The sequence below is a fragment of the Aquabacterium fontiphilum genome (assembly GCF_009909205.1).
Lineage (GTDB): Bacteria > Pseudomonadota > Gammaproteobacteria > Burkholderiales > Burkholderiaceae_C > Aquabacterium > Aquabacterium fontiphilum.
The window spans coordinates 252,955-270,951 of record NZ_JAAAPN010000006.1 but is presented as its reverse complement, the minus strand read 5'-3'; the positions used below and the strand labels follow the sequence as shown (position 1 = coordinate 270,951).

Sequence of the window (17,997 nt, the reverse complement as noted above, 5' to 3'; positions counted from 1 at the left end):
CCGCCCACGCCGCCCACACCCAACACACGCCCAAAGACTTCACGCTCAACCTGCGCCTGCCCGGGCAGTACTTCGACGCGGAGACCGGCTGGCACGACAACGTGCTGCGCACCTATGACCCGCAGCGTGCCCAGTACCTCGAGCCCGACCCGCTGGGCCCCCTGCCCAACTGGCGCTCACGGCAAGTGCTCACCCAGCCCTACGCCTACGCCAACCACAACCCCATCACCTACGCCGACCCTACTGGGCTCATCTTGTTTGCGTTTGATGGGACGGGGAACAGCAATCATCAAGACACATTGAATGAACTCGGTAATGGACTGTCAAATGTGTGGCGCTTCCGGCAGCTTTATGACAGTGGCAACGCTCGATACATTTCCGGTGTCGGCACTCGTCACTTCGACAGCCAGTATGGCGACATACACCTAACCTGGGGCAACACGTCTACCCTGGACATGGGAGGAAACTTCACTGGGCGTTCTCGCATTGAGCGCATGGAGCAGTACTTCAATGACGAGGCGGAGTTGGCTCAGGATGATGAAGTCATGGATGTGGATATCATTGGGTTCAGCCGTGGTGCGGCACAGGCGCGCGAGTTTGCCAATCGCATTGTGTCAAACACACGCGATGGTTGGTACAGCTACACCGTGACTGGCAGTGACGGGCAAGCCCAGACCAAGTGCCAGAAAGTGAACTTCCGCTTCATGGGCCTGTGGGACACCGTGCTCAGTACCGATCTGCCATGGGGCACCTATCAACTGGCGATTCCTGCGGAGTTCAGTTACGTTGCTCATGCGGTGGCGCTCAATGAGCACCGAGGCCAAACCTTCAGGCAACTCGACGGATCAACCGGGGCGTTTCCGCTGGAGTCCATCATCGGATCGCCGCAGCCTGTCGAGGGCGGTGTGCGCGTCGAGCGTGGGTTTTTGGGGGCTCATGCGGACATCGGGGGCGGGTTTGAAGAGGGTAAGAACGATCTCGCTCGGGTGGCGCTGACATGGATGGTTGAGCAAGCCAAATTATCTGGGCTTCAAATGAATGATCCACGCGAAGACATCATCGCCAACCCGATCATCCATGACAAGAGCGACAACCAGTACGCCCGAGATGTGGGTGAACGACCAGCTGGATGGAACGAAGACCGCGAAGTCCGATACATGAACGGCCAGACCACGACGCAGAAGCGGATGACTGGCACGGTGATGACGCACGAAGACACCTTGCGCTTCATCGAGTTCAATGCTGGCGGGCAGACCCAGTACAACATCGATACGGGCATGGTGGAGTACGCCCCCAAGCCCGCAGATGCCTCGGTGGGCACGGTGGACATGGCCGGGTATCTCGATTGGTTGAGAAGAAACGGCTACACGATGGGTAACTTGAGGGTTCAGTGATGCAGAGATTGTTCAGTCGGCGCTGGATCGTGGGCGGTGTGTTGGTCTGGCTGGGGGGCTGCCGTGCGGCGGTGTCTGGGTCAGGTCAAGGTGCACGCTCGGATCGATTCAAAGGGGTTGGTTTGGTGCTGGTGACCGATGCTGTCCCCGGGGCAGAGATGCTGGGGGTGGAGTTTTTCGATCAGAACGACACGCGCCCTTTTTATGCGAAGTCCCGGCTGGTGCAGCGAAACAGGGAGATCATGGCCTATCCAGGTGGAAGGGTGCCAGAGCAGGTGAGGGTGGTATGGCATGACTCCAACAAGATTGTCGGGAGACCTGACAACCCCCGGCTGGACACCTACGCTGGTCGTGTGGTGGGCGATTACACCATTCCTGTTGCATCCCGCATACCAGACGAAGTTTTGAGGGAAATTCGTTCAAGGGGTGGCGCCTTGCGCTTGAAGTTCCGGCTCAAGCCAGATGGTGTTCTGTTCGGCTGGGACATCGAGCGCCCGGGTGGAGGCATCTCGATATTTGAGATGCCAGGGGGAGATTTCCTAGACACCCGCTACTAAGCTGTTCCGGCGTAGAGCCGCATGACTGTGCTTTTAAGGGCTTGGGGCCACATGCTTTGCAAGCGTGCTACCTCACATCGCCGGCCGCCGACGTATCATCAGCACCACGTATCTCGCGGCACAGGTCCAGCCATGATTTCGTTTCGTTTTATACGCGAGCGAGAAAGCATCTCCATAGTTTCATTCATCTAGCAGGAGACCGCGATGGGACAGATGATCACCTTCACCCGCCCTGACGGGCAGGCCACCCCCGCTTACCTGGCCGAAGGCCCCGCAGGCCGCCCCGGCATCGTGCTGATTCAGGAGTGGTGGGGGCTCAACGACCACATCAAGGGCGTGGCCGACCGGCTGAGCGCCCTGGGCTACACCGTGCTGGCGCCGGATCTGTACCGCGGCCGCACAACGACCTCGGCGGACGAGGCCAACCACATGATGACCGGGCTGGATTTTGCGGATGCGACCCATCAGGATCTGCAAGGCGCTGTGAATCACCTGGCTGCCGGCGGCGCGCCGGTGGGCGTGATGGGCTTCTGCATGGGCGGCGCGCTGACCGTGGCGGCTGCCGTGCACGTCAAGGGGCTGAAGGCCGGTGTGTGTTTCTACGGCATTCCCCCGGCCGAGTTCGCGGATCCGCGCCAGATCGCCATTGCCTTCCAGGGCCATTTCGCTGATCAGGATGACTGGTGCACCCCGGCGACGGTCGATCAACTGGTGCAGGCCACGGCGGGCAAGGCCACGCCGGTCGAGGTCTACCGTTACCCGGCGCAGCACGCGTTTTTCAACCACAGCCGGCCCGAGGTGTATGACGCGGCGTGCGCGGAGCAGGCCTGGTCGCGCATGGCGGCTTTCTGGCAGGCGCAACTGGGCTGATCCCCGCACCGGATCAACGCGGCGCCGGGGTGAAACGCAGGGCGCCGTCGTCGACCGGCTCAAGCGATGCGAACGCGTCGGCCAGGTAGCTGTGGGTGCTGCGCCAGGGCCCCTGGTCGCCCCCCGGCGGAAACTGCCGCGCGGCCCGCAACACATAGCCCGCGGTGAGGCCACGGTAAGGGCCCCGACGCAAGCCGGCTGGTGGCTGGGGCGTGCACTGCCGCGCGCCGGTGCGGTCCATGTGCTGCAGGATGGCGCACACGCGTTGCGCCGTCAGCTCGGCCTTCAAGGTCCAGGAGGTGTGGGTGTAGCCGAAGGTGTAAGCCAAGTTGGGCACACCGGCCAGCATCATCCCACGGTAGCTGAAGCGCCGGCCCACGTCCACAGCCTCGCCGTCCACGCTGAGTGCGATGCCGCCCAGGGCGAGCAGGTTCAGGCCGGTGGCGGTCACGATGAGGTCTGCCCGCAGGTGGGCGCCCGATGTCAGTGCGATGCCGTTGGGTGTCAGCTGCTTGATCTGGTCGGTGCGGATGCTGGCGCGGCCGCCGCGCAGGGCAGCAAAGAAGGCGTCGTCCGGCGTGAAGCACACGCGCTGATCCCAGGGCGCGTAGCGGGGCGCGAAATGACCGGCCTGCTGGTCGTCAAGGCCGCCCATGGCACGGTGTACGCCCTGCAGCATGCGGCGCCGTGTGACCGCGGGGAAGCGCCGCGCAGCCTGGTAGCCCCAGTGGCTGCGCAGGATGTTCTTCCAGCGCGTGAGCCGGGCGGCGGCGGGTGCGGGCAGAGCCTGCTGCAGCCATGCGGCCGGGCGGTCGCGTCGGGGCAGGCCCACGATGTAGCTGGGCGAGCGCTGCAACAGGGTGACGTGTCCGTCCTGTCCGACCTGTTCGGCCAGGGCGGGCACGAGGGTGATGGCCGTGGCGCCCGAGCCGATGACGACCACGCGCTGGCCTGCGGTGTGGAGCCCCTGTGGCCAGTGTTGCGGGTGAACGATGCGGCCCTGGAACTGGTCGGCGCCCGGCAGGGCGGGTTGGTGCCCAGCGTCGTAGCGGAAGTAGCCGGTGCACAGCAGCAGGAAGCGGCAATGCAGGGTCAACGGCGGGCCGGCCTCGCCCCGGTCGACCGACAAGGTCCAGCGGCACTGCTGGCTGCACCAGGCTGCGGCTGTGACGCGGTGATGCAGGCGCACCAGGGGCCAGACGCCATGCTGGTGGGCCACATCGTGGATGTACTGCCGGATGGCCTCGCCCTCGGCCACGGTGTCGGGATGGGGCCAGGGCGCGAAGCGGTAGCCCAGCGTGTGCATGTCTGAATCCGAGCGCACGCCAGGATAGCGGAACAGGTCCCAGGTGCCGCCCAGCGTGCCGCGGGCCTCGAGGATGGCCAGGCGTTGACCGGGGAACTGGCGCATGAGATGGACGGCGGCGCCGATACCGGCTAGGCCGGCGCCAACAATGATCGTGTCGAGTTGGAGCATGAGCGGGCGGCATTGTGCACGCGGCTGCCGGGCATGCGGCACACTTGGGCGTCTGTTCATCCGGAAGTGTGTGATGTCGACCGATCCGATTTCTGCCCGCGCCCGCACGGCGTCCTGGCGACGCTGGCTGCCTGTGGGTGTGGCCGGTGTGCTGCTGGTCGCGGGGCTGGCGTGGTGGGCCATGCCAGCCAGCATGCCGGGCGTGGTGGTCCAGCGCAGCGACCTGACCCGCACCCTGCAGTTCACCGCCCGGGTTGAAACGCGCAACCGGGTCGAGTTGGGCGTGACCCAGACGGGTCGCGTGCTGGAGGTGAAGGTGCGTGAGGGCGAGGCCGTGCGGCGGGGGCAGTCGCTGATCGTGCTGGAGCAGGACGAGGCGCGCGCCGCCCTGGCGCAGGCCGAGGCCAATCTGGCGCAATCACGCGCGCGGCTGAGCAGCCAGCAGTCGCTGGCCTTGCCTTCGGCGCAGGCGGCGCAGGCCCAGGCCGAGGCCACGCTGCAGGCGGCGCAGGCCGAACTCAAGCGCACCGAGGCCTTGGTGGCGCAGGGCTTCTTCAGCCAGTCCCGGCTGGATGAGGCCCGGCGCGCGGCGGAGGTGGCCCAGGCCCAGCGCGATGCGGCGCGTGCGCAGTGGAAGGCGAACGCCGGGCAGGGCGCCGAGCAGGCGGCGGCGCGGGCGCAGGCCCTGGCCGCCGAGGCCGCCGTGCAGGTTGCGCGGGCGCGCCTGGATCAGACCACCGTGCGGGCGCCGGCCGATGGGGCGGTGTTGCTGCGGGCGGTGGAGCCGGGCCAGATCGTGCAGGCCGGCAAGGCCTTGATGACGGTGTCGGTGGCCGGGCCGACCGAGCTGGTGGCTTCGGTGGATGAACGGTTCTTGTCTCAGCTGCAGGTGGGGCAGGCGGCCAAGGTGGTGGCCGATGCGTTTCCGCAGCAGCCCTTCGACGCGCGGGTCGACCGGCTGGCGCCTGCGGTGAACGCGCAATCCGGCGCGGTGGAGGTGACGCTGGCCGTCGTGCCGCCCGTGCCGGCTTTTCTGCGCGAGGACATGACGCTGTCGATCGAGGTGGTCACGGGTGTGCGCCGTGGCGTGCAGGTGCTGCCTCTGGAGGCGGTGCGCGATGTGCGTGCTGTGCCCGGGGGTGAGCAGGGCACGGTCATGGTGGTGGAAGACGGCCGGGCCCGGCTGCGCAACGTGAAGCTCGGCCTGCGCACGCTCGATCAGATCGAGGTGCTTGGTGGGCTGGAGGACGGCGACACCGTGTTGCGCGACCCCACCGTGGCCGAGGGCACGCGCGTGCGCGCTCGTCAGGACTGATGGGCAGGGCGGCCTGATGCTCAAGCGCGGAATCGGCTTCGAATGGCAGGTGGCGCTGCGCTTTCTGCGGGAGGGGCGGTTTCAGAGCGTGCTGATCATCGTGGGGGTGGCGGCTGGTGTGGCCGTGGTGGCTTACATCTCGGCACTGGTCACAGGGCTGCAGCGCAACACGCTCAACAAGACGCTGGGCGCGCAGGCCCATGTGGTGGTATCGCCGCTGGACGAGCGCGTGACACCGGCCTTGCCGCCTGCCAGTGGCCCTGGCGAACTGCGGTGGACGGACACGCAGGCCCGGTCGCAGCGCCTGCGCACCATCGCCAACTGGCCCGCGGTGGCCGCTTCGCTGGCGCAGCGCCCGGGTGTGGCGGCGGTGTCGCCCATGGCGGCCGGTGCCGCCCTGGCGCGCCGTGGCGAGGCCACGCGGGCGGTCGCCCTCAGCGGTGTCGAGATCGAGCGCTATGACCGCATCGTCAACCTGCGCGACAAGGTGGTGGCCGGGCGCATGCAGCTGGGGCCGGGCGAAGCCATCATCGGCCAGACGCTGGCGCAGGATCTGGGCGTGCGCGTGGGCGACCGCATCACGGTGTTGACGGACGGACGCAGCGAGACCTTGCGGTTGACGGCGCTGGTAGATCTCGGTGTGCGGGACCTGAACCGGCGCATCGTGCTGGTGCCGCTGCGCAGCGCGCAAAGCCTGCTGGACCTGGCCGGAGGCGTCACGCAGATCGACCTGCGGGTCGACGATGTGTGGGCTGCCAACACCCTGGCCGCCACACTCGCCCGCGAGCTGCCCAACGAGGTCGAGAGCTGGCAGGACACCAACGCGCAGCTGGTGTCGGCGCTCAACGCGCAGACCATCAGCACGCGGCTGATTCGCACCGTCGTCATGGTGGTCGTGATCCTGGGCATTGCCAGCGTGCTGGTGGTGTCGGTGGTGCAGAAGCAGCGCGAGATTGGCATCCTGCGCGCCATGGGCGCCACGCGCGGGCAGATCCTGCGGGTGTTCCTCTTGCAAGGCGCGCTGGTGGGGGCCGTGGGCTCGGTGGTGGGGGTGTTCCTCGCCATGGGGTTGATCAAGCTGTTCACCACCTTCGTGCGCGGGGCCGATGGGCTGCCGCTGTTTTCGATCACCTTGCCGCCGGTGATGGCGCTGCAGATCGTGGGCCTGGCCTTTGTGGCGGGCATTCTGGCGGCGGTGGCCCCCGCCCGGCGCGCCGCCCGGCTGGACCCGGCGCAAGCCATACGCATGTGAGGCCGGCATGAGCGAGCTGGTGCTGTTGTCCACGCTGCACAAGGCCTACAACGTGGGCCAGCCCAACGAGATCGAGGTGCTGCACGGGCTGGACCTGCGCATTGACCGCGGCGAGTTTGCCGCGCTGATCGGCCCCTCGGGCTCGGGCAAGAGCACGCTGCTCAATGTGCTGGGCCTGCTCGAGCGCAGCAGCGGCGGCAGCTACACGCTGCTGGGCGAGCGCGTGCAGGACCTGGACGACGATGGCCTGACCCGCATGCGGCGCGACGCGCTGGGCTTTGTATTCCAGTTTCATCACCTGCTGCCAGCGTTCACTGCGCTGGAGAACGTGAGTCTGCCGGTGTTGATGCGTGACGGGCGGGTGGCCGCGCGCGATCGCGAGCGGGCGCGGGCGCTGCTGGATGCCGTGGGGCTGGCCGCCGCGATGGACCGCAAGCCGGCGCAGTTGTCAGGCGGCATGCAGCAGCGCGTGGCCATTGCGCGGGCCTTGATGCTGGAGCCAGCACTCGTCCTGGCCGATGAGCCGACTGGCAACCTCGACACGGCCTCATCGAGCGAGGTGTTCGCGCTGATGCGCCGCATCCACCAGGATGCGGGCACCACCTTTCTGGTGGTCACGCATGACCCACGCCTGGCCGCACGCTGTGACCGCGTGATCGAGCTGGTGGACGGGCGGATCGAGTCGGATGGCCCACCCTCGCCCGCTGGGCATGGTTGAATCTGATTCATGTCTGATTGAAAAAATGTCGCTTGATTCATGTGGGTGCGGCTCACACACTGCAGGCCATTGCAGACACCGCACAACCGAATCAAGCTATGGCACGCACCCACATCCTCGGCTATCCGCGCATCGGCGCACACCGTGAACTCAAGTTTGCGCAAGAGGCGTTCTGGCGCGCTGGCGCCGATGCGGCGGCCACCGCCGAATCGCAGCTGCGGCAGGTCGGCGCAGGACTGCGCGCCGCCCACTGGGCGCGTCAGCGCGAGGCGGGGCTCGACTTCGTGACGGTGGGCGATTTCGCCTGGTACGACACCACCTTGAGCCTGACGGCCACGCTGGGTGCCGTGCCCGAGCGCTTCGGCTTTGACCCCGCGCAGCTCACGCTGGCACAGTACTTCGCGCTGGCCCGAGGCAACGCGGCGCAGCCGGCGATGGAGATGACCAAGTGGTTCGACACCAACTACCACTATCTCGTGCCCGAGGTGAACGAGCGCACGACCTTTGACGGCGGCGTGGATTGGCTGTTTGACGAGGTGGCCGAAGCGCAGGCCCAGGGGCACCCCGTGAAGGTGGCGTTGCTGGGCCCGGTGAGCTGGCTCTGGCTGGCCAAGGCCCATGGCGCGGCCGAGGGCTTTGACCGCCTGAGCCTGCTGCCTCGGTTGGTGGCCGGCTACCGGCGCGTGCTGACGGGTCTGGCCCGTCTGGGCGTGAGCTGGGTGCAGGTGGACGAGCCCGTGCTGGCGCTCGAGCTGGATGCCGCCTGGCGTGCGGCCTTCGAGCCGGCTTATGCCGAGCTGGCCGACACCGGGGTGAAGCTGCTGCTGGCCAGCTACTTCGAATCCGCCGCGGGCCATGCGGTGCTGGCCGCGCGCCTGCCCGTCCATGGCTTTCACATCGACCTGGTGCGCGCGCCGCAGCAATTGGCCGCCTGGCGCCAGGTGCTGCCGCCTGATGCCGTGCTGTCGGTGGGGGTGATCGACGGGCGCAACATCTGGCGCACCGACCTGCGCAAGGCCCTGCCGCTGTTGCAGGAGCTGCACGACGAGCTGGGTGACCGCCTGTGGGTGGCGCCGTCTTGTTCGCTGCTGCATGTCCCGGTGAGCCTGGCCAGCGAGCAGCGGCTGGATGCCGAGATCCGCAGCTGGCTGGCCTTTGCCAGCGAGAAGCTCGACGAGCTGCAGACGCTGGGCCGTGCGCTGAACGAGGGTGTGGTGACGGTGCACGCCGCGCTGGCCGACAGTGATGCGGCCGTGGCCGCGCGCCGCGCCTCGCGCCGCGTGACCCATCCGACCGTGCAGCAGCGCCTGCAACGCATCAGCACGGACATGGCCCAGCGGCGCGCGCCATTTGCGCAGCGCATCCAGGCCCAGCAGGCGGCGCTCGGTCTGCCCCTGCTGCCCACCACCACGATCGGCTCCTTCCCCCAGACGCCCGAGATCCGTCAGGCCCGTGCTGCCTACAAGCGCGGCGAACTGAGCGCGATGGATTACCTCGCCCGCATGCGCGCCGAGATCGAGCAGGCCGTGCGCGAGCAGGAGGCGCTGGACATCGACGTGCTCGTCCATGGCGAGGCCGAGCGCAACGACATGGTCGAGTACTTCGGCGAGCAACTGTGGGGCTACGCCTTCACCGAGCACGGCTGGGTCCAGAGCTATGGCTCGCGCTGCGTGAAGCCGCCCATTCTGTATGGCGATGTGTTCCGCCCCGAGCCCATGACGGTCGAGACCACGCGCTACGCGCAGTCACTGACCGACCGGCCCATGAAGGGCATGCTGACCGGGCCGGTGACGATGCTGCAGTGGTCGTTCGTGCGCGACGATCAACCGCGCGAGACCACGGCCCTGCAGCTGGCCCTGGCGATCCGCGAAGAGGTGCAGGATCTGGAGAAGGCGGGCATCCAGGTCATCCAGATCGACGAGCCGGCCTTCCGCGAGGGGCTGCCGCTGCGCCGCAGCGACTGGGATGCGTACCTGGCGTGGGCCGTGCGGGCGTTCAAGCTGGCCGCCTGCGGCGTGGCCGACACCACGCAGATCCACACCCACATGTGCTACTCGGAGTTCAACGACATCCTGCCGGCGATTGCCGCCATGGACGCCGATGTCATCACCATCGAGACCTCGCGCTCGGCCATGGAGCTGCTCGATGGCTTCGGCGCCTTCGATTACCCCAACGAGATCGGGCCAGGCGTGTACGATATCCACTCGCCGCGGGTGCCATCGGTCGACGCCATGGTGCGCCTGCTGGAGCGCGCCTGCGAGGTGATCCCGGCGCAGCGGCTCTGGGTCAACCCGGACTGCGGCCTGAAAACCCGCGGCTGGCCCGAGACGCGCGCGGCCCTGGCCAACATGGTCGAGGCCGCCCGCACCTTGCGCGCGCGCCTGAACCTGCAGCAAGCAGCCTGAACGGGCGCAAGGGCGACCTCACTCCTGGCCAAGTGCGACGGGGTGCTCGCCCCGCTCGTACACCACGTTGGCGCGGCCCACCAGCAAGGGGTCGGGCTGCGGCACGTGGCTCAGGTCCTTGCTCGCATACGGCAGCTTGTGCAAGACATAGCGCATCGCGTTGAGCCGTGCGCGTTTCTTGCAATCGCTCTTGATCACCGTCCAGGGGGCGTCGGCCGTGTCGGTGTGGAAGAACATGGCCTCTTTCGCGCGGGTGTAGTCGTCCCACTTGTCGAGCGAGGCCATGTCGATGGGCGAGAGCTTCCACTGTTTGAGCGGGTGGGTCTCGCGCTCCTTGAAGCGGCGGCGCTGCTCTGCCTGGCTGACCGAGAACCAGAACTTGATGACATGTACGCCCGCGCGCACCAGGTTGCGCTCGAACTCGGGCGCCTGGCGCATGAACTCCTGGTACTCCTCGGGGCTGCAAAAACCCATCACATGCTCGACGCCGGCGCGGTTGTACCAGCTGCGGTCGAACAGGACGATCTCGCCCGCGGTGGGCAGGTGCTGCACATAGCGCTGGAAGTACCACTGGCCGCGTTCGACCTCGCTGGGCTTTTCGAGTGCCACCACGCGTGCGCCCCGCGGATTGAGGTGCTCCATGAAGCGTTTGATGGTGCCGCCCTTGCCGGCGGCGTCGCGGCCTTCGAACAGGATCACCACCTTCTGGCCCGTGGCCTTGACCCAGGCCTGCAGCTTGAGCAGCTCGACCTGCAGACGGTACTTCTGCTTCTCGTAGCTCTTGCGCGACATCAAGTTGCGATACGGGTAGGTGGTCGCGTCGCGCCAGTGCGGGGTCAGCACCTCATCCGGGTCGAGCGGCATGGCCGTGTCGCCGGTGTCCAGCGAGCCACGCAGGGCGGCGCGCAGCACGGCCGCATCGTCGGGCGAGGCGCCCTTGAGCACGGTGCCCAGCACGCGGGCCAGCTCGTCCGGCGCCGTGCGCGTGACGATGTCTTCCAGCGCGGCCACCTGCGCGTACTGCCGCGCCTGCGTCACCTGGTCGACCGCGTGGCGCTCGATGCGTCCGGGCTGGCGGCTGGGCGCGACATCGCCTGCCGCGGTGCGACGCGGTGTCGTCGTGGTGGTGCGTTTGGCGGCGGCGTTGGCGGCGGCGTTGGCGGTGGCTTTGGACGTGGGCTTGGACGCACGCTGGATGGCGGCGCGTCGGGTGGCGGTCTGGGCCATGAAAGACATCCCTCGGTTGAACACAAGCCCTCCAGCCTACGCCTGAGCACCTTGCGTGACAATTCAATGAATGCGCAAACTGATCGGCTTTTGTGGCGCGTTCGCCCGCTAACATGCGCCCCCAACGTCACACACCGGAGTTCCCATGTCGCGTCGTCCCAACCAACTCGCCCGCACCGTCGCCAAATTGCAGGGCCTGCCGCTGATCGGCCAGTGGGCCACGAGCTTTGCGCTGGGACGGGTCGTGCCCTTTGTGGGCACCGCAGGGTTGCGCTACGAGTCGATCTCGACCGAGCGCGTGGTGGTCTCCATCCGCAACCGGCGCAAGGTGCAGAACCACATCAAAGGTGTGCACGCTGCGGCCATGGCCCTGCTGGCGGAAACCGCCACGGGCTTTTGCGTGGGCATGAACCTGCCCGATGACAAGTTGCCGCTGATCAAGACGATGAAGATCGACTACGTGCGCCGCTCGGTGGGCGACATGCGCGCCGTGGCCGAGCTGCGCCCGCAGCAGATCGAGGCCCTGCTCACGCAGGACAAGGGCGAGGTGACCGTGCCGGTGACCATCACCGACGACTCGGGCGAGCAGCCCATCCAGGCCGAGATGATCTGGGCCTGGGTGCCAAAGAAGCGCGCCTGATCAGGCCGCGTCGGCCCGGGCGGTGACGGCCTTGCCGCTGCGCAGGCCGAGCTTGGCCATCAGCGCCTGATCGGCATCGAACTCGGGGTTGCCGGTGGTCAGCAGCTTGTCGCCGTAGAAGATCGAGTTGGCACCTGCCAGGAAGCACATCGCCTGCACGGCCTCGCTCATCTGCTGGCGACCAGCCGACAGGCGCACGCGGGCCTTGGGCATGGTGATGCGGGCCACGGCAATGGTGCGCACGAACTCCAGCGGATCGAGCTGCGGGGTGTCGGCCAGGGGTGTGCCGGGCACGCGCACCAGGTCGTTGATGGGCACGGATTCAGGGTAGGTGGGCAGGTTGGCCAACTGGGCGATCAAGCCGGCGCGGCCCTCACGTGTCTCGCCCATGCCGACGATGCCGCCGCTGCACACCTTCAGGTTGGCCTTGCGGACGTGCTCCAGCGTGTCAAGCCGGTCTTGCAGGTCGCGCGTGGTGATGATGTCGCCGTACAGCTCGGGTGCGGTGTCGAGGTTGTGGTTGTAGTAGTCCAGGCCGGCGGCCTTGAGTGACTGCGCCTGCGTGTCGGTCAGCATGCCCAGGGTGCAGCAGGCCTCCAGGCCCTCCTGCTTGATCACGCCGATCAACTCGGCCACCTTCTCGATGTCGCGGTCCTTGGGTGCGCGCCAGGCCGCCCCCATGCAGAAGCGGCTCGCACCGGCATCGCGGGCCGCGATCACGGCCTCGCGCACCTGCTCGGGCGACATCAGCTTGCTGGCCTCGACACCCGTGTCGTAGCTGGCCGATTGGGGGCAGTAGCCGCAGTCTTCCGGGCAGCCGCCGGTTTTCACCGACAACAGCGTGGCGTGTTCGATCTCATTGGCATCCCAGTGCGCGCGGTGAACCTGCTGGGCCTGCCACAGCAGGTCGTTGAACGGCAGATTGAACAGTTCGAGCACCTTGGCGCGCGGCCAGCGACCGTTGGCGAAATCGGGGTCGGTGCAGTCGCCGCCACAGCCATGGCTGTTGAGCACCGGCTTCTTCACCAGCTGGATGGGCTGGGCAGCGGGGGCGGCGGTCTGGGCGGGTGTGGAGCACTGGGACATGTCTGGGGGCCTTGTGAGCGCGATGGCGTGAGTTTAGTGCGCCACGCGCGTGACCGTGCTGACCTTATGCGAATCAGGTTGACGTGCGCGGCGCATTGCGTCACGTTAAGCTTGCACCCATGCGCTTCGAACACGTCATCGAAATCAACGCTCCGCAAACCGCCATCGACCTGATGGCACCGGCTTTCAGCCGCGCGCAACTGTGGGCCGGGCTGATGCAGCGGGTGCACAACCCGCAGCGTTTCCCGATGGGGCCGGAGCGCTGTGACTGGTTCGAGGCGGCGCCTGGTGTTTACCGTCGTACCCTTTACTTCGGGCCGCATGTGTTGCAAGACGAGGTGCATGCCCAGTTTGAGCAGCGGCTGGTGTTCACGCCGCAGGCGCATGGCGACACGGCGCCGATCCGGCTGACGCTGAACATCGAGGAGCCGCAGCCGGGCCAGATGGTGCTGCGCTTTGTCTACGAGGCCCTGGCTGAGCAGACCGCCGAAGAGGCCTACTACAACGACTACCGGCACAACGCCTGGCTGCACAACGACCGCGACATGGTGCGCACGCTGCGCCAGTGGCTGGACGAGGGCGGGCTGGGCGGCGCCAGCCTCAACTGACTCAACTCAGGCTGGGCTCGCAGGGCAGCGCCTGCCCCAGGTGGTGCGAGAGCACCTGCGTCAACTCTTCGCTGGTAAAGGGCTTGGCCAGGAACCCGTTCATGCCGGCCTGCGCGCAGGCCGTGCGGTCGGCCGGTTCGGTGCTGGCCGTCAGCGCGATGATGGGCACCGGCTGGGACACCTGCAACCGCTGCTCTCGCTCGCGGATGCGCCGGGTGGCCTCCAGGCCGTTCATCTCGGGCATGAAGCAGTCCATGAGCACGAGGTCGGCCTGGTGCATGGCCAGCCACTCGACGGCCTGGCGACCGTTTTCCAGTGCGGTCACGCCCAGGCCCAGCTGCTCCAGTGCCGCTTTGGCCACGATGGTGTTGATCGGGTTGTCTTCCACCAGCAGCACATGCGCGGCAGCAGCCGTGACCCGCGTCGGCGGGGTGGAAGTCGGCGTGACGTCGGCCGGCGCATGGGCCTGAGGCAGCGCCACCCACAGGCTGAAGGTGCTGCCCTGTCCGGGCTCGCTCTGGCAGGTCAGCGTGCCGCCCATGGCCTGGGCGATCTGCGATGAGATGCTCAGGCCCAGGCCTGTTCCCGCGTGGGGCTGGCCTTCGGCGTTGAGTTGGTGGAAGGGCTCGAAGATCCGGGCCTGCTCGCTGGCCGGGATGCCGATGCCGGTGTCGATGACCTGAAAGTGCAGCGCGACCTGGCCCTGGCGGGGTGGTGGGGTGTCGGCTGTGATGCGCAGGCAGATGCTGCCGCGCGGGGTGAACTTGACCGCGTTGCCCATCAGGTTGATCAGCACCTGACGCAGGCGGTGTGCATCGGCCGTGACCCACTGCGGCACCTCGGGCCCGATCTCGCACCGGATATCCAGGGCGCTGCTGCGCGAGGCGGCCTGCGCACCAGCAAGGGCGGTGACCTCGTGCGCGAGTGCAGGCAGGTCCACGGGCCCAGTCTGAAGCGCCAGGCGGCGCGCCTGAAGACGAGACAGGTCCAGCACGTCATTGATCACGCCGAGCAGATGCGTGCCGGCCGACTGGATCAGGCCCAGCTGCTCCCGGGTGGTGGCGTCGTTGGCCTGCTGGTGCAGCATGCGCGACAGGCCGAGGATGCCGTGCAGGGGGGTGCGCATCTCGTGGCTCATGGTGGCCAGGAACATGTCCTTGGCCTTGGCCAGCTGCCCCGCCTCGTCGAGCGCCGCGGCGCGCAGCGTGGCGAGGTGCTCGCTTTCATAACGCAGCCGCAGCAGCTCGCCGATGCGGCGGTGCGAGCGGTTGGCGGCCACCCAGAACACGCCCATGAAGCCCGTCACGATGACCAGCCCGAACAGCCCGCGCACATCACCCAGCGAGATGCAGAACATGGCCAGCGACAGCCCGATGGGCACGAAGAACAGCCGGGCGAGCAGACGGTCAGCGGTGAACATGAACGCGCCGCAAGCGGCCACGCCCAGCGTGGCGCCCACCAGCGTGGCGCGCAGTTCGAGGTGTTGGTGCAGGGGCAGGGCCCAGACCGCCAGCGCCCAGATCACGCCGGTGAGCCCCGTGATCAGGATGAGCCGCTCGCGCCACGCACGCGCATGGCGCTTGCGGGAGCGGAGGTACATCACGGCATGCAGGCCCGCACCGCATTCGATGAGGAAGGTCGTGGCGCCCCATGCGATGGACCACGGCGTCAGCACCGAGGGATAGAGCGCGTGAACATAGACCAGCAGCAGAACTGCCAATCCAGCGCCCATGGGCGCGGCAAAAGGCAGATGCGAGAACAGCATGCGCGTCCGCGCAGCGTGGACATGGCGCGTCCAGTTCTGGTTGGCGGCGGGCGGGGCATTCATGGGACAGAGTGGGCGGCTTCAGGCCTGCGTCCAGTATGAATGCGGGGCATTAAATGGGCGAAACGGGTTATCCCGTGGCGCCCCGCCCGGCGCGTGCGAATCTCACGTCGCCAGGCCCCTGAAACAAGGGGGGATCACTTCCCGGGCACGCGTCGCTTGCCGGTTTCAGCGCACCGGATGGGGCAGTGGCGGACATCCTGTCAATGCATGGGCGCCGTCTGCCACGGCGTGCTGCAGGTCCTGAACGCGGGCTTGCAGCGCCGCGCCTGCGCCGTGCAGTGCCCGCACCACGCACAGCGCCGCCGCGCCGCCTGTGGCATGGGCCCGCAGGTCGTCGGGCGTCAGCAGGCCACCGATGCCTACCACCGGCACGGGGCTGTGCGCCACCCACCAGCGCAGGTTGCCAACGCCCTGCGGGCGCCAGGGCATGTCTTTGGTCGTGGTTGGCAGCAGCGGGCCGCAGGCAATGTAGCTGGCGCCACAGCCGGCGGCGCGCGCCAGTTCCCACACGCTGTGCGAGCTCAAGCCCAGCATCACCTCGTCTCGCCGCGCCAGCAACGTGGCGACCGCGGCTTCGTCCAGCGCCAACAGATCTTCCTGGCCGAGATGCAGGCCCAGGCGATAGCCATCGGCGGTCTGTGTGGGCGGCTCGGCATCGAGTGCCGCGCGCCAGTGGTCGTTGATGAACAGCTGCGCGCCTGTGTCGGCAGCGGCCTCGATCGCCAGGCGCAGATGGCCTCCCAGGCCCTCGACGGCTTTGTGACGCAGTTGGACGCAGCGCAGCCCCGCATGCAACACGGCGCGCAACTGCGGTCCGTCGGCGACGATCCCGTACAGCCGGTCGCTGGGCGGCGTGTAGGGTCGGAACAGATGGGGCCTGGCGGCGTCGTTGGGAACGGTGAGTTGCCAGGGCAGTGCCTCGCCCAGGCCGAGCCAAGGTAGCGGTGCCCCGCCGGCCTGTGGCCCATGCGCGAAGCCGGGCCGGGCCATCACCGGGCCGGGACCGGCCCCGGCAGCGTGGGCGTGCATCAGCGCATGGTGGGTGAGCATGCGGGCCAGCACCACGGCGTCGGCAGCCACATGGCCCAGCGCCAGCCCGGCTGCCACGGCCGAGGCAAAGGTGCAACCGGTGCCGTGGTGGTGCAGCGTGGGCACGCGCGGCGCAGCCAGCCAGCCACTGGCGTGGGGCGTCTGCAGCCAGTCCAGGCAGTGCATGCCATCGGCGCTGTCGCCGCCGGTGACCACCACGGCTTGCGCCCCCATCGCTTGGAGGGCCCGTGCCAGAGCAGGCACGTGCTCACGGGGAATCGATGAAGAGGGCGGCTCGCCATGTACCAGCGCGTAGGCCTCGGCGCGGTTGGGCGTGATGACCGTGGCACGCGGCAGCAATTCGGCGCGCAGGGCCTGGCGCACGGCGGCATCGGCAAAGGGCACCCCGCCAGCGGAGGCCTTGAGCACCGGATCCACGACCAGGGCCACCGGCTGGGCGTCTCGCCGCAACTGGTCCACCCACCGGGCTACCAGCTCGATGGTGGCCACGCTGCCCAGCAAGCCCGTCTTGATGGCCGCGGGCGGCAGGTCGTCGGCCAGCGCCGCAAGCTGGGCGTTCAGCGTCGCCGCATCCACGGGCGCCACATGGGTGACGGTGTGGGAGTTCTGGGCCGTGAGGGCTGCCGCCACCGGGCAGCCATGCACGCCCATGGCGTCACTGGCGCGCTGGTCAGCGCTCAGGCCAGCGCCGCCAGCGGTGTCCAGGCCGGCGATGTGCCAGACCACGGGGGGTTGGATGGGATTGGCGTGCATCACAGCAAGACAAAGGGTTGGCCACTGACCGGCGTGGTGGCCACGGCCACATCGCTGGTCGACATCAGGCCGGCAAGGTAGCCGGCTCGGCCCCCCTGAACGGCATCGCGGAAGGCCGCCGCCATGCGCACGGGCTCGCGCGCCTGAGACACGGCCGAGTTCAGCAACACGGCATCCATGCCCAGCTCCATCGCTGTGGCCGCATGCGAGGGCGCGCCAAGGCCTGCGTCGACGATGAGCGTGACCTGCGGCAGCCGCGCGCGCAGCGTGCGCAGCGCCCAGGGGTTGAGCAGGCCCAGTCCGGAGCCGATGGGCGCAGCCCAGGGCATCAGGATGCGGCAGCCCGCATCGACCAGGCGATGAGCGCTGACCAGGTCGTCCGTGCAGTAGGGCAGCACCTCGAAGCCATCGGCCACGAGCTGGCGTGCGGCCGCGACCAGCTCGACCGGGTCAGGCTGCAGGGTCTGCTCGTCGCCGACCACCTCCAGCTTGATCCAGTGCGTGCCCAACAGCTCGCGCGCCATGTGGGCCAGGGTGATGGCCTCGCGTGCGCTGCGGCAGCCCGCGGTGTTGGGCAACAGGTGTGCGCCTTGCTGGTGCGCGGTGTCGCGGATCATCTGCACGTGGCCGTTGTCCTGGCCGGTGGTGCCCAGGGTGCGTTTGAGACCCAGCGTCAGCACCTCAGTGCCCGACGAAAGAATGGCTTCGCGCAGCACCTCGGGCGAAGGGTAGCCGGCCGTGCCAAGCAGAAAGCGACTGCGCAACACGGTGTCGCCGATGCGCCAGCGGTCATCGGTAGCGAAGGTAGGGGCCATGG

15 protein-coding genes are annotated in these 17,997 nt (G+C 68.0%); 9 read left to right on the top strand and 6 right to left on the bottom strand.

Annotated elements, in window-relative coordinates:
* The 3 genes from GTZ97_RS09380 to GTZ97_RS09370 all read left to right on the top strand — a co-directional run.
* The coding region (locus tag GTZ97_RS09380) for a phospholipase effector Tle1 domain-containing protein (RefSeq protein WP_201748226.1) at window positions 1-1,394 on the top strand (1,394 nt) is incomplete at its 5' end.
* A 125-nt stretch (window positions 1,395-1,519) separates the two neighbouring features.
* On the top strand, window positions 1,520-1,951 hold the full coding sequence (locus tag GTZ97_RS09375) for a hypothetical protein (RefSeq protein WP_161650315.1): 432 nt from the start codon (window positions 1,520-1,522) through the stop codon (window positions 1,949-1,951).
* 204 nt (window positions 1,952-2,155) lie between these two features.
* A complete protein-coding gene (locus GTZ97_RS09370) occupies window positions 2,156-2,821 on the top strand; it encodes a dienelactone hydrolase family protein (protein WP_161650314.1) in 666 nt (221 codons plus the stop codon).
* A 13-nt stretch (window positions 2,822-2,834) separates the two neighbouring features.
* Here GTZ97_RS09370 and GTZ97_RS09365 read toward each other — a convergent pair whose 3' ends face one another.
* On the bottom strand, window positions 2,835-4,298 hold the full coding sequence (locus GTZ97_RS09365; protein WP_161650313.1) for a flavin-containing monooxygenase: 1,464 nt from the start codon (window positions 4,296-4,298) through the stop codon (window positions 2,835-2,837).
* Between the two features lie 73 nt (window positions 4,299-4,371).
* On the opposite strand from GTZ97_RS09365, the gene GTZ97_RS09360 reads away from it, so the two are divergent.
* The 4 genes from GTZ97_RS09360 (at window position 4,372) to metE (ending at window position 9,988) form a co-directional block, all read left to right on the top strand.
* Entirely contained in the window at window positions 4,372-5,613 is a 1,242-nt protein-coding gene (locus GTZ97_RS09360) for an efflux RND transporter periplasmic adaptor subunit (protein ID WP_161650312.1), read from the top strand.
* A 16-nt stretch (window positions 5,614-5,629) separates the two neighbouring features.
* The gene (locus GTZ97_RS09355) at window positions 5,630-6,865 is read left to right on the top strand and encodes an ABC transporter permease (RefSeq protein ID WP_161650311.1); all 1,236 of its coding nucleotides are present in this window, start codon (window positions 5,630-5,632) and stop codon (window positions 6,863-6,865) included.
* A gap of 7 nt (window positions 6,866-6,872) precedes the next feature.
* On the top strand, window positions 6,873-7,583 hold the full coding sequence (locus GTZ97_RS09350; protein ID WP_161650310.1) for an ABC transporter ATP-binding protein: 711 nt from the start codon (window positions 6,873-6,875) through the stop codon (window positions 7,581-7,583).
* Window positions 7,584-7,681: 98 nt separating this feature from the next.
* Window positions 7,682-9,988: a 5-methyltetrahydropteroyltriglutamate--homocysteine S-methyltransferase gene (metE, locus tag GTZ97_RS09345; protein ID WP_161650309.1), complete on the top strand. Its 2,307-nt coding sequence runs from the start codon at window positions 7,682-7,684 to the stop codon at window positions 9,986-9,988.
* A gap of 18 nt (window positions 9,989-10,006) precedes the next feature.
* Here metE and ppk2 read toward each other — a convergent pair whose 3' ends face one another.
* On the bottom strand, window positions 10,007-11,215 hold the full coding sequence (gene ppk2, locus GTZ97_RS09340) for a polyphosphate kinase 2 (protein WP_161650308.1): 1,209 nt from the start codon (window positions 11,213-11,215) through the stop codon (window positions 10,007-10,009).
* Window positions 11,216-11,360: 145 nt separating this feature from the next.
* On the opposite strand from ppk2, the gene GTZ97_RS09335 reads away from it, so the two are divergent.
* Window positions 11,361-11,855, top strand: coding sequence for a DUF4442 domain-containing protein (locus GTZ97_RS09335; protein WP_161650307.1), 495 nt, complete (start codon window positions 11,361-11,363; stop codon window positions 11,853-11,855).
* Here GTZ97_RS09335 and bioB read toward each other — a convergent pair whose 3' ends face one another.
* Window positions 11,856-12,941, bottom strand: coding sequence for a biotin synthase BioB (bioB, locus tag GTZ97_RS09330; RefSeq protein WP_161650306.1), 1,086 nt, complete (start codon window positions 12,939-12,941; stop codon window positions 11,856-11,858).
* A gap of 119 nt (window positions 12,942-13,060) precedes the next feature.
* Here bioB and GTZ97_RS09325 point away from each other — a divergent pair, with 119 nt between their 5' ends.
* Complete coding sequence (locus tag GTZ97_RS09325) at window positions 13,061-13,549, top strand: AtaL-like protein (protein WP_161650305.1); 489 nt, start codon at window positions 13,061-13,063, stop codon at window positions 13,547-13,549.
* A 1-nt stretch (window position 13,550) separates the two neighbouring features.
* On the opposite strand, the gene GTZ97_RS09320 is transcribed toward GTZ97_RS09325, so the two are convergent.
* The 3 genes from GTZ97_RS09320 to GTZ97_RS09310 all read right to left on the bottom strand — a co-directional run bounded on the left by GTZ97_RS09320 (window position 13,551) and on the right by GTZ97_RS09310 (window position 17,995).
* Entirely contained in the window at window positions 13,551-15,377 is a 1,827-nt protein-coding gene (locus tag GTZ97_RS09320) for a response regulator (protein ID WP_161650304.1), read from the bottom strand.
* Window positions 15,378-15,542: 165 nt separating this feature from the next.
* Window positions 15,543-17,180: a bifunctional hydroxymethylpyrimidine kinase/phosphomethylpyrimidine kinase gene (locus GTZ97_RS09315; protein ID WP_161650303.1), complete on the bottom strand. Its 1,638-nt coding sequence runs from the start codon at window positions 17,178-17,180 to the stop codon at window positions 15,543-15,545.
* A complete protein-coding gene (locus GTZ97_RS09310) occupies window positions 17,180-17,995 on the bottom strand; it encodes a thiazole synthase (RefSeq protein ID WP_161650302.1) in 816 nt (271 codons plus the stop codon). Before GTZ97_RS09310 ends, GTZ97_RS09315 begins: the two co-directional genes overlap by 1 nt.
* Window positions 17,996-17,997: the final 2 nt, after the last annotated feature.

Coding starts and splice junctions, on each gene's coding strand:
- ppk2 (WP_161650308.1), bottom strand. CDS start 11,215: ATGGCCCAGACCGCCACCCGACGCGCCGCCATCCAGCGTGCGTCCAAG.
- GTZ97_RS09365 (WP_161650313.1), bottom strand. CDS start 4,298: ATGCTCCAACTCGACACGATCATTGTTGGCGCCGGCCTAGCCGGTATC.
- bioB (WP_161650306.1), bottom strand. CDS start 12,941: ATGTCCCAGTGCTCCACACCCGCCCAGACCGCCGCCCCCGCTGCCCAG.
- GTZ97_RS09350 (WP_161650310.1), top strand. CDS start 6,873: ATGAGCGAGCTGGTGCTGTTGTCCACGCTGCACAAGGCCTACAACGTG.
- GTZ97_RS09310 (WP_161650302.1), bottom strand. CDS start 17,995: ATGGCCCCTACCTTCGCTACCGATGACCGCTGGCGCATCGGCGACACC.
- GTZ97_RS09320 (WP_161650304.1), bottom strand. CDS start 15,377: ATGAATGCCCCGCCCGCCGCCAACCAGAACTGGACGCGCCATGTCCAC.
- GTZ97_RS09355 (WP_161650311.1), top strand. CDS start 5,630: ATGCTCAAGCGCGGAATCGGCTTCGAATGGCAGGTGGCGCTGCGCTTT.
- GTZ97_RS09360 (WP_161650312.1), top strand. CDS start 4,372: ATGTCGACCGATCCGATTTCTGCCCGCGCCCGCACGGCGTCCTGGCGA.
- metE (WP_161650309.1), top strand. CDS start 7,682: ATGGCACGCACCCACATCCTCGGCTATCCGCGCATCGGCGCACACCGT.
- GTZ97_RS09335 (WP_161650307.1), top strand. CDS start 11,361: ATGTCGCGTCGTCCCAACCAACTCGCCCGCACCGTCGCCAAATTGCAG.
- GTZ97_RS09325 (WP_161650305.1), top strand. CDS start 13,061: ATGCGCTTCGAACACGTCATCGAAATCAACGCTCCGCAAACCGCCATC.
- GTZ97_RS09370 (WP_161650314.1), top strand. CDS start 2,156: ATGGGACAGATGATCACCTTCACCCGCCCTGACGGGCAGGCCACCCCC.
- GTZ97_RS09315 (WP_161650303.1), bottom strand. CDS start 17,180: ATGCACGCCAATCCCATCCAACCCCCCGTGGTCTGGCACATCGCCGGC.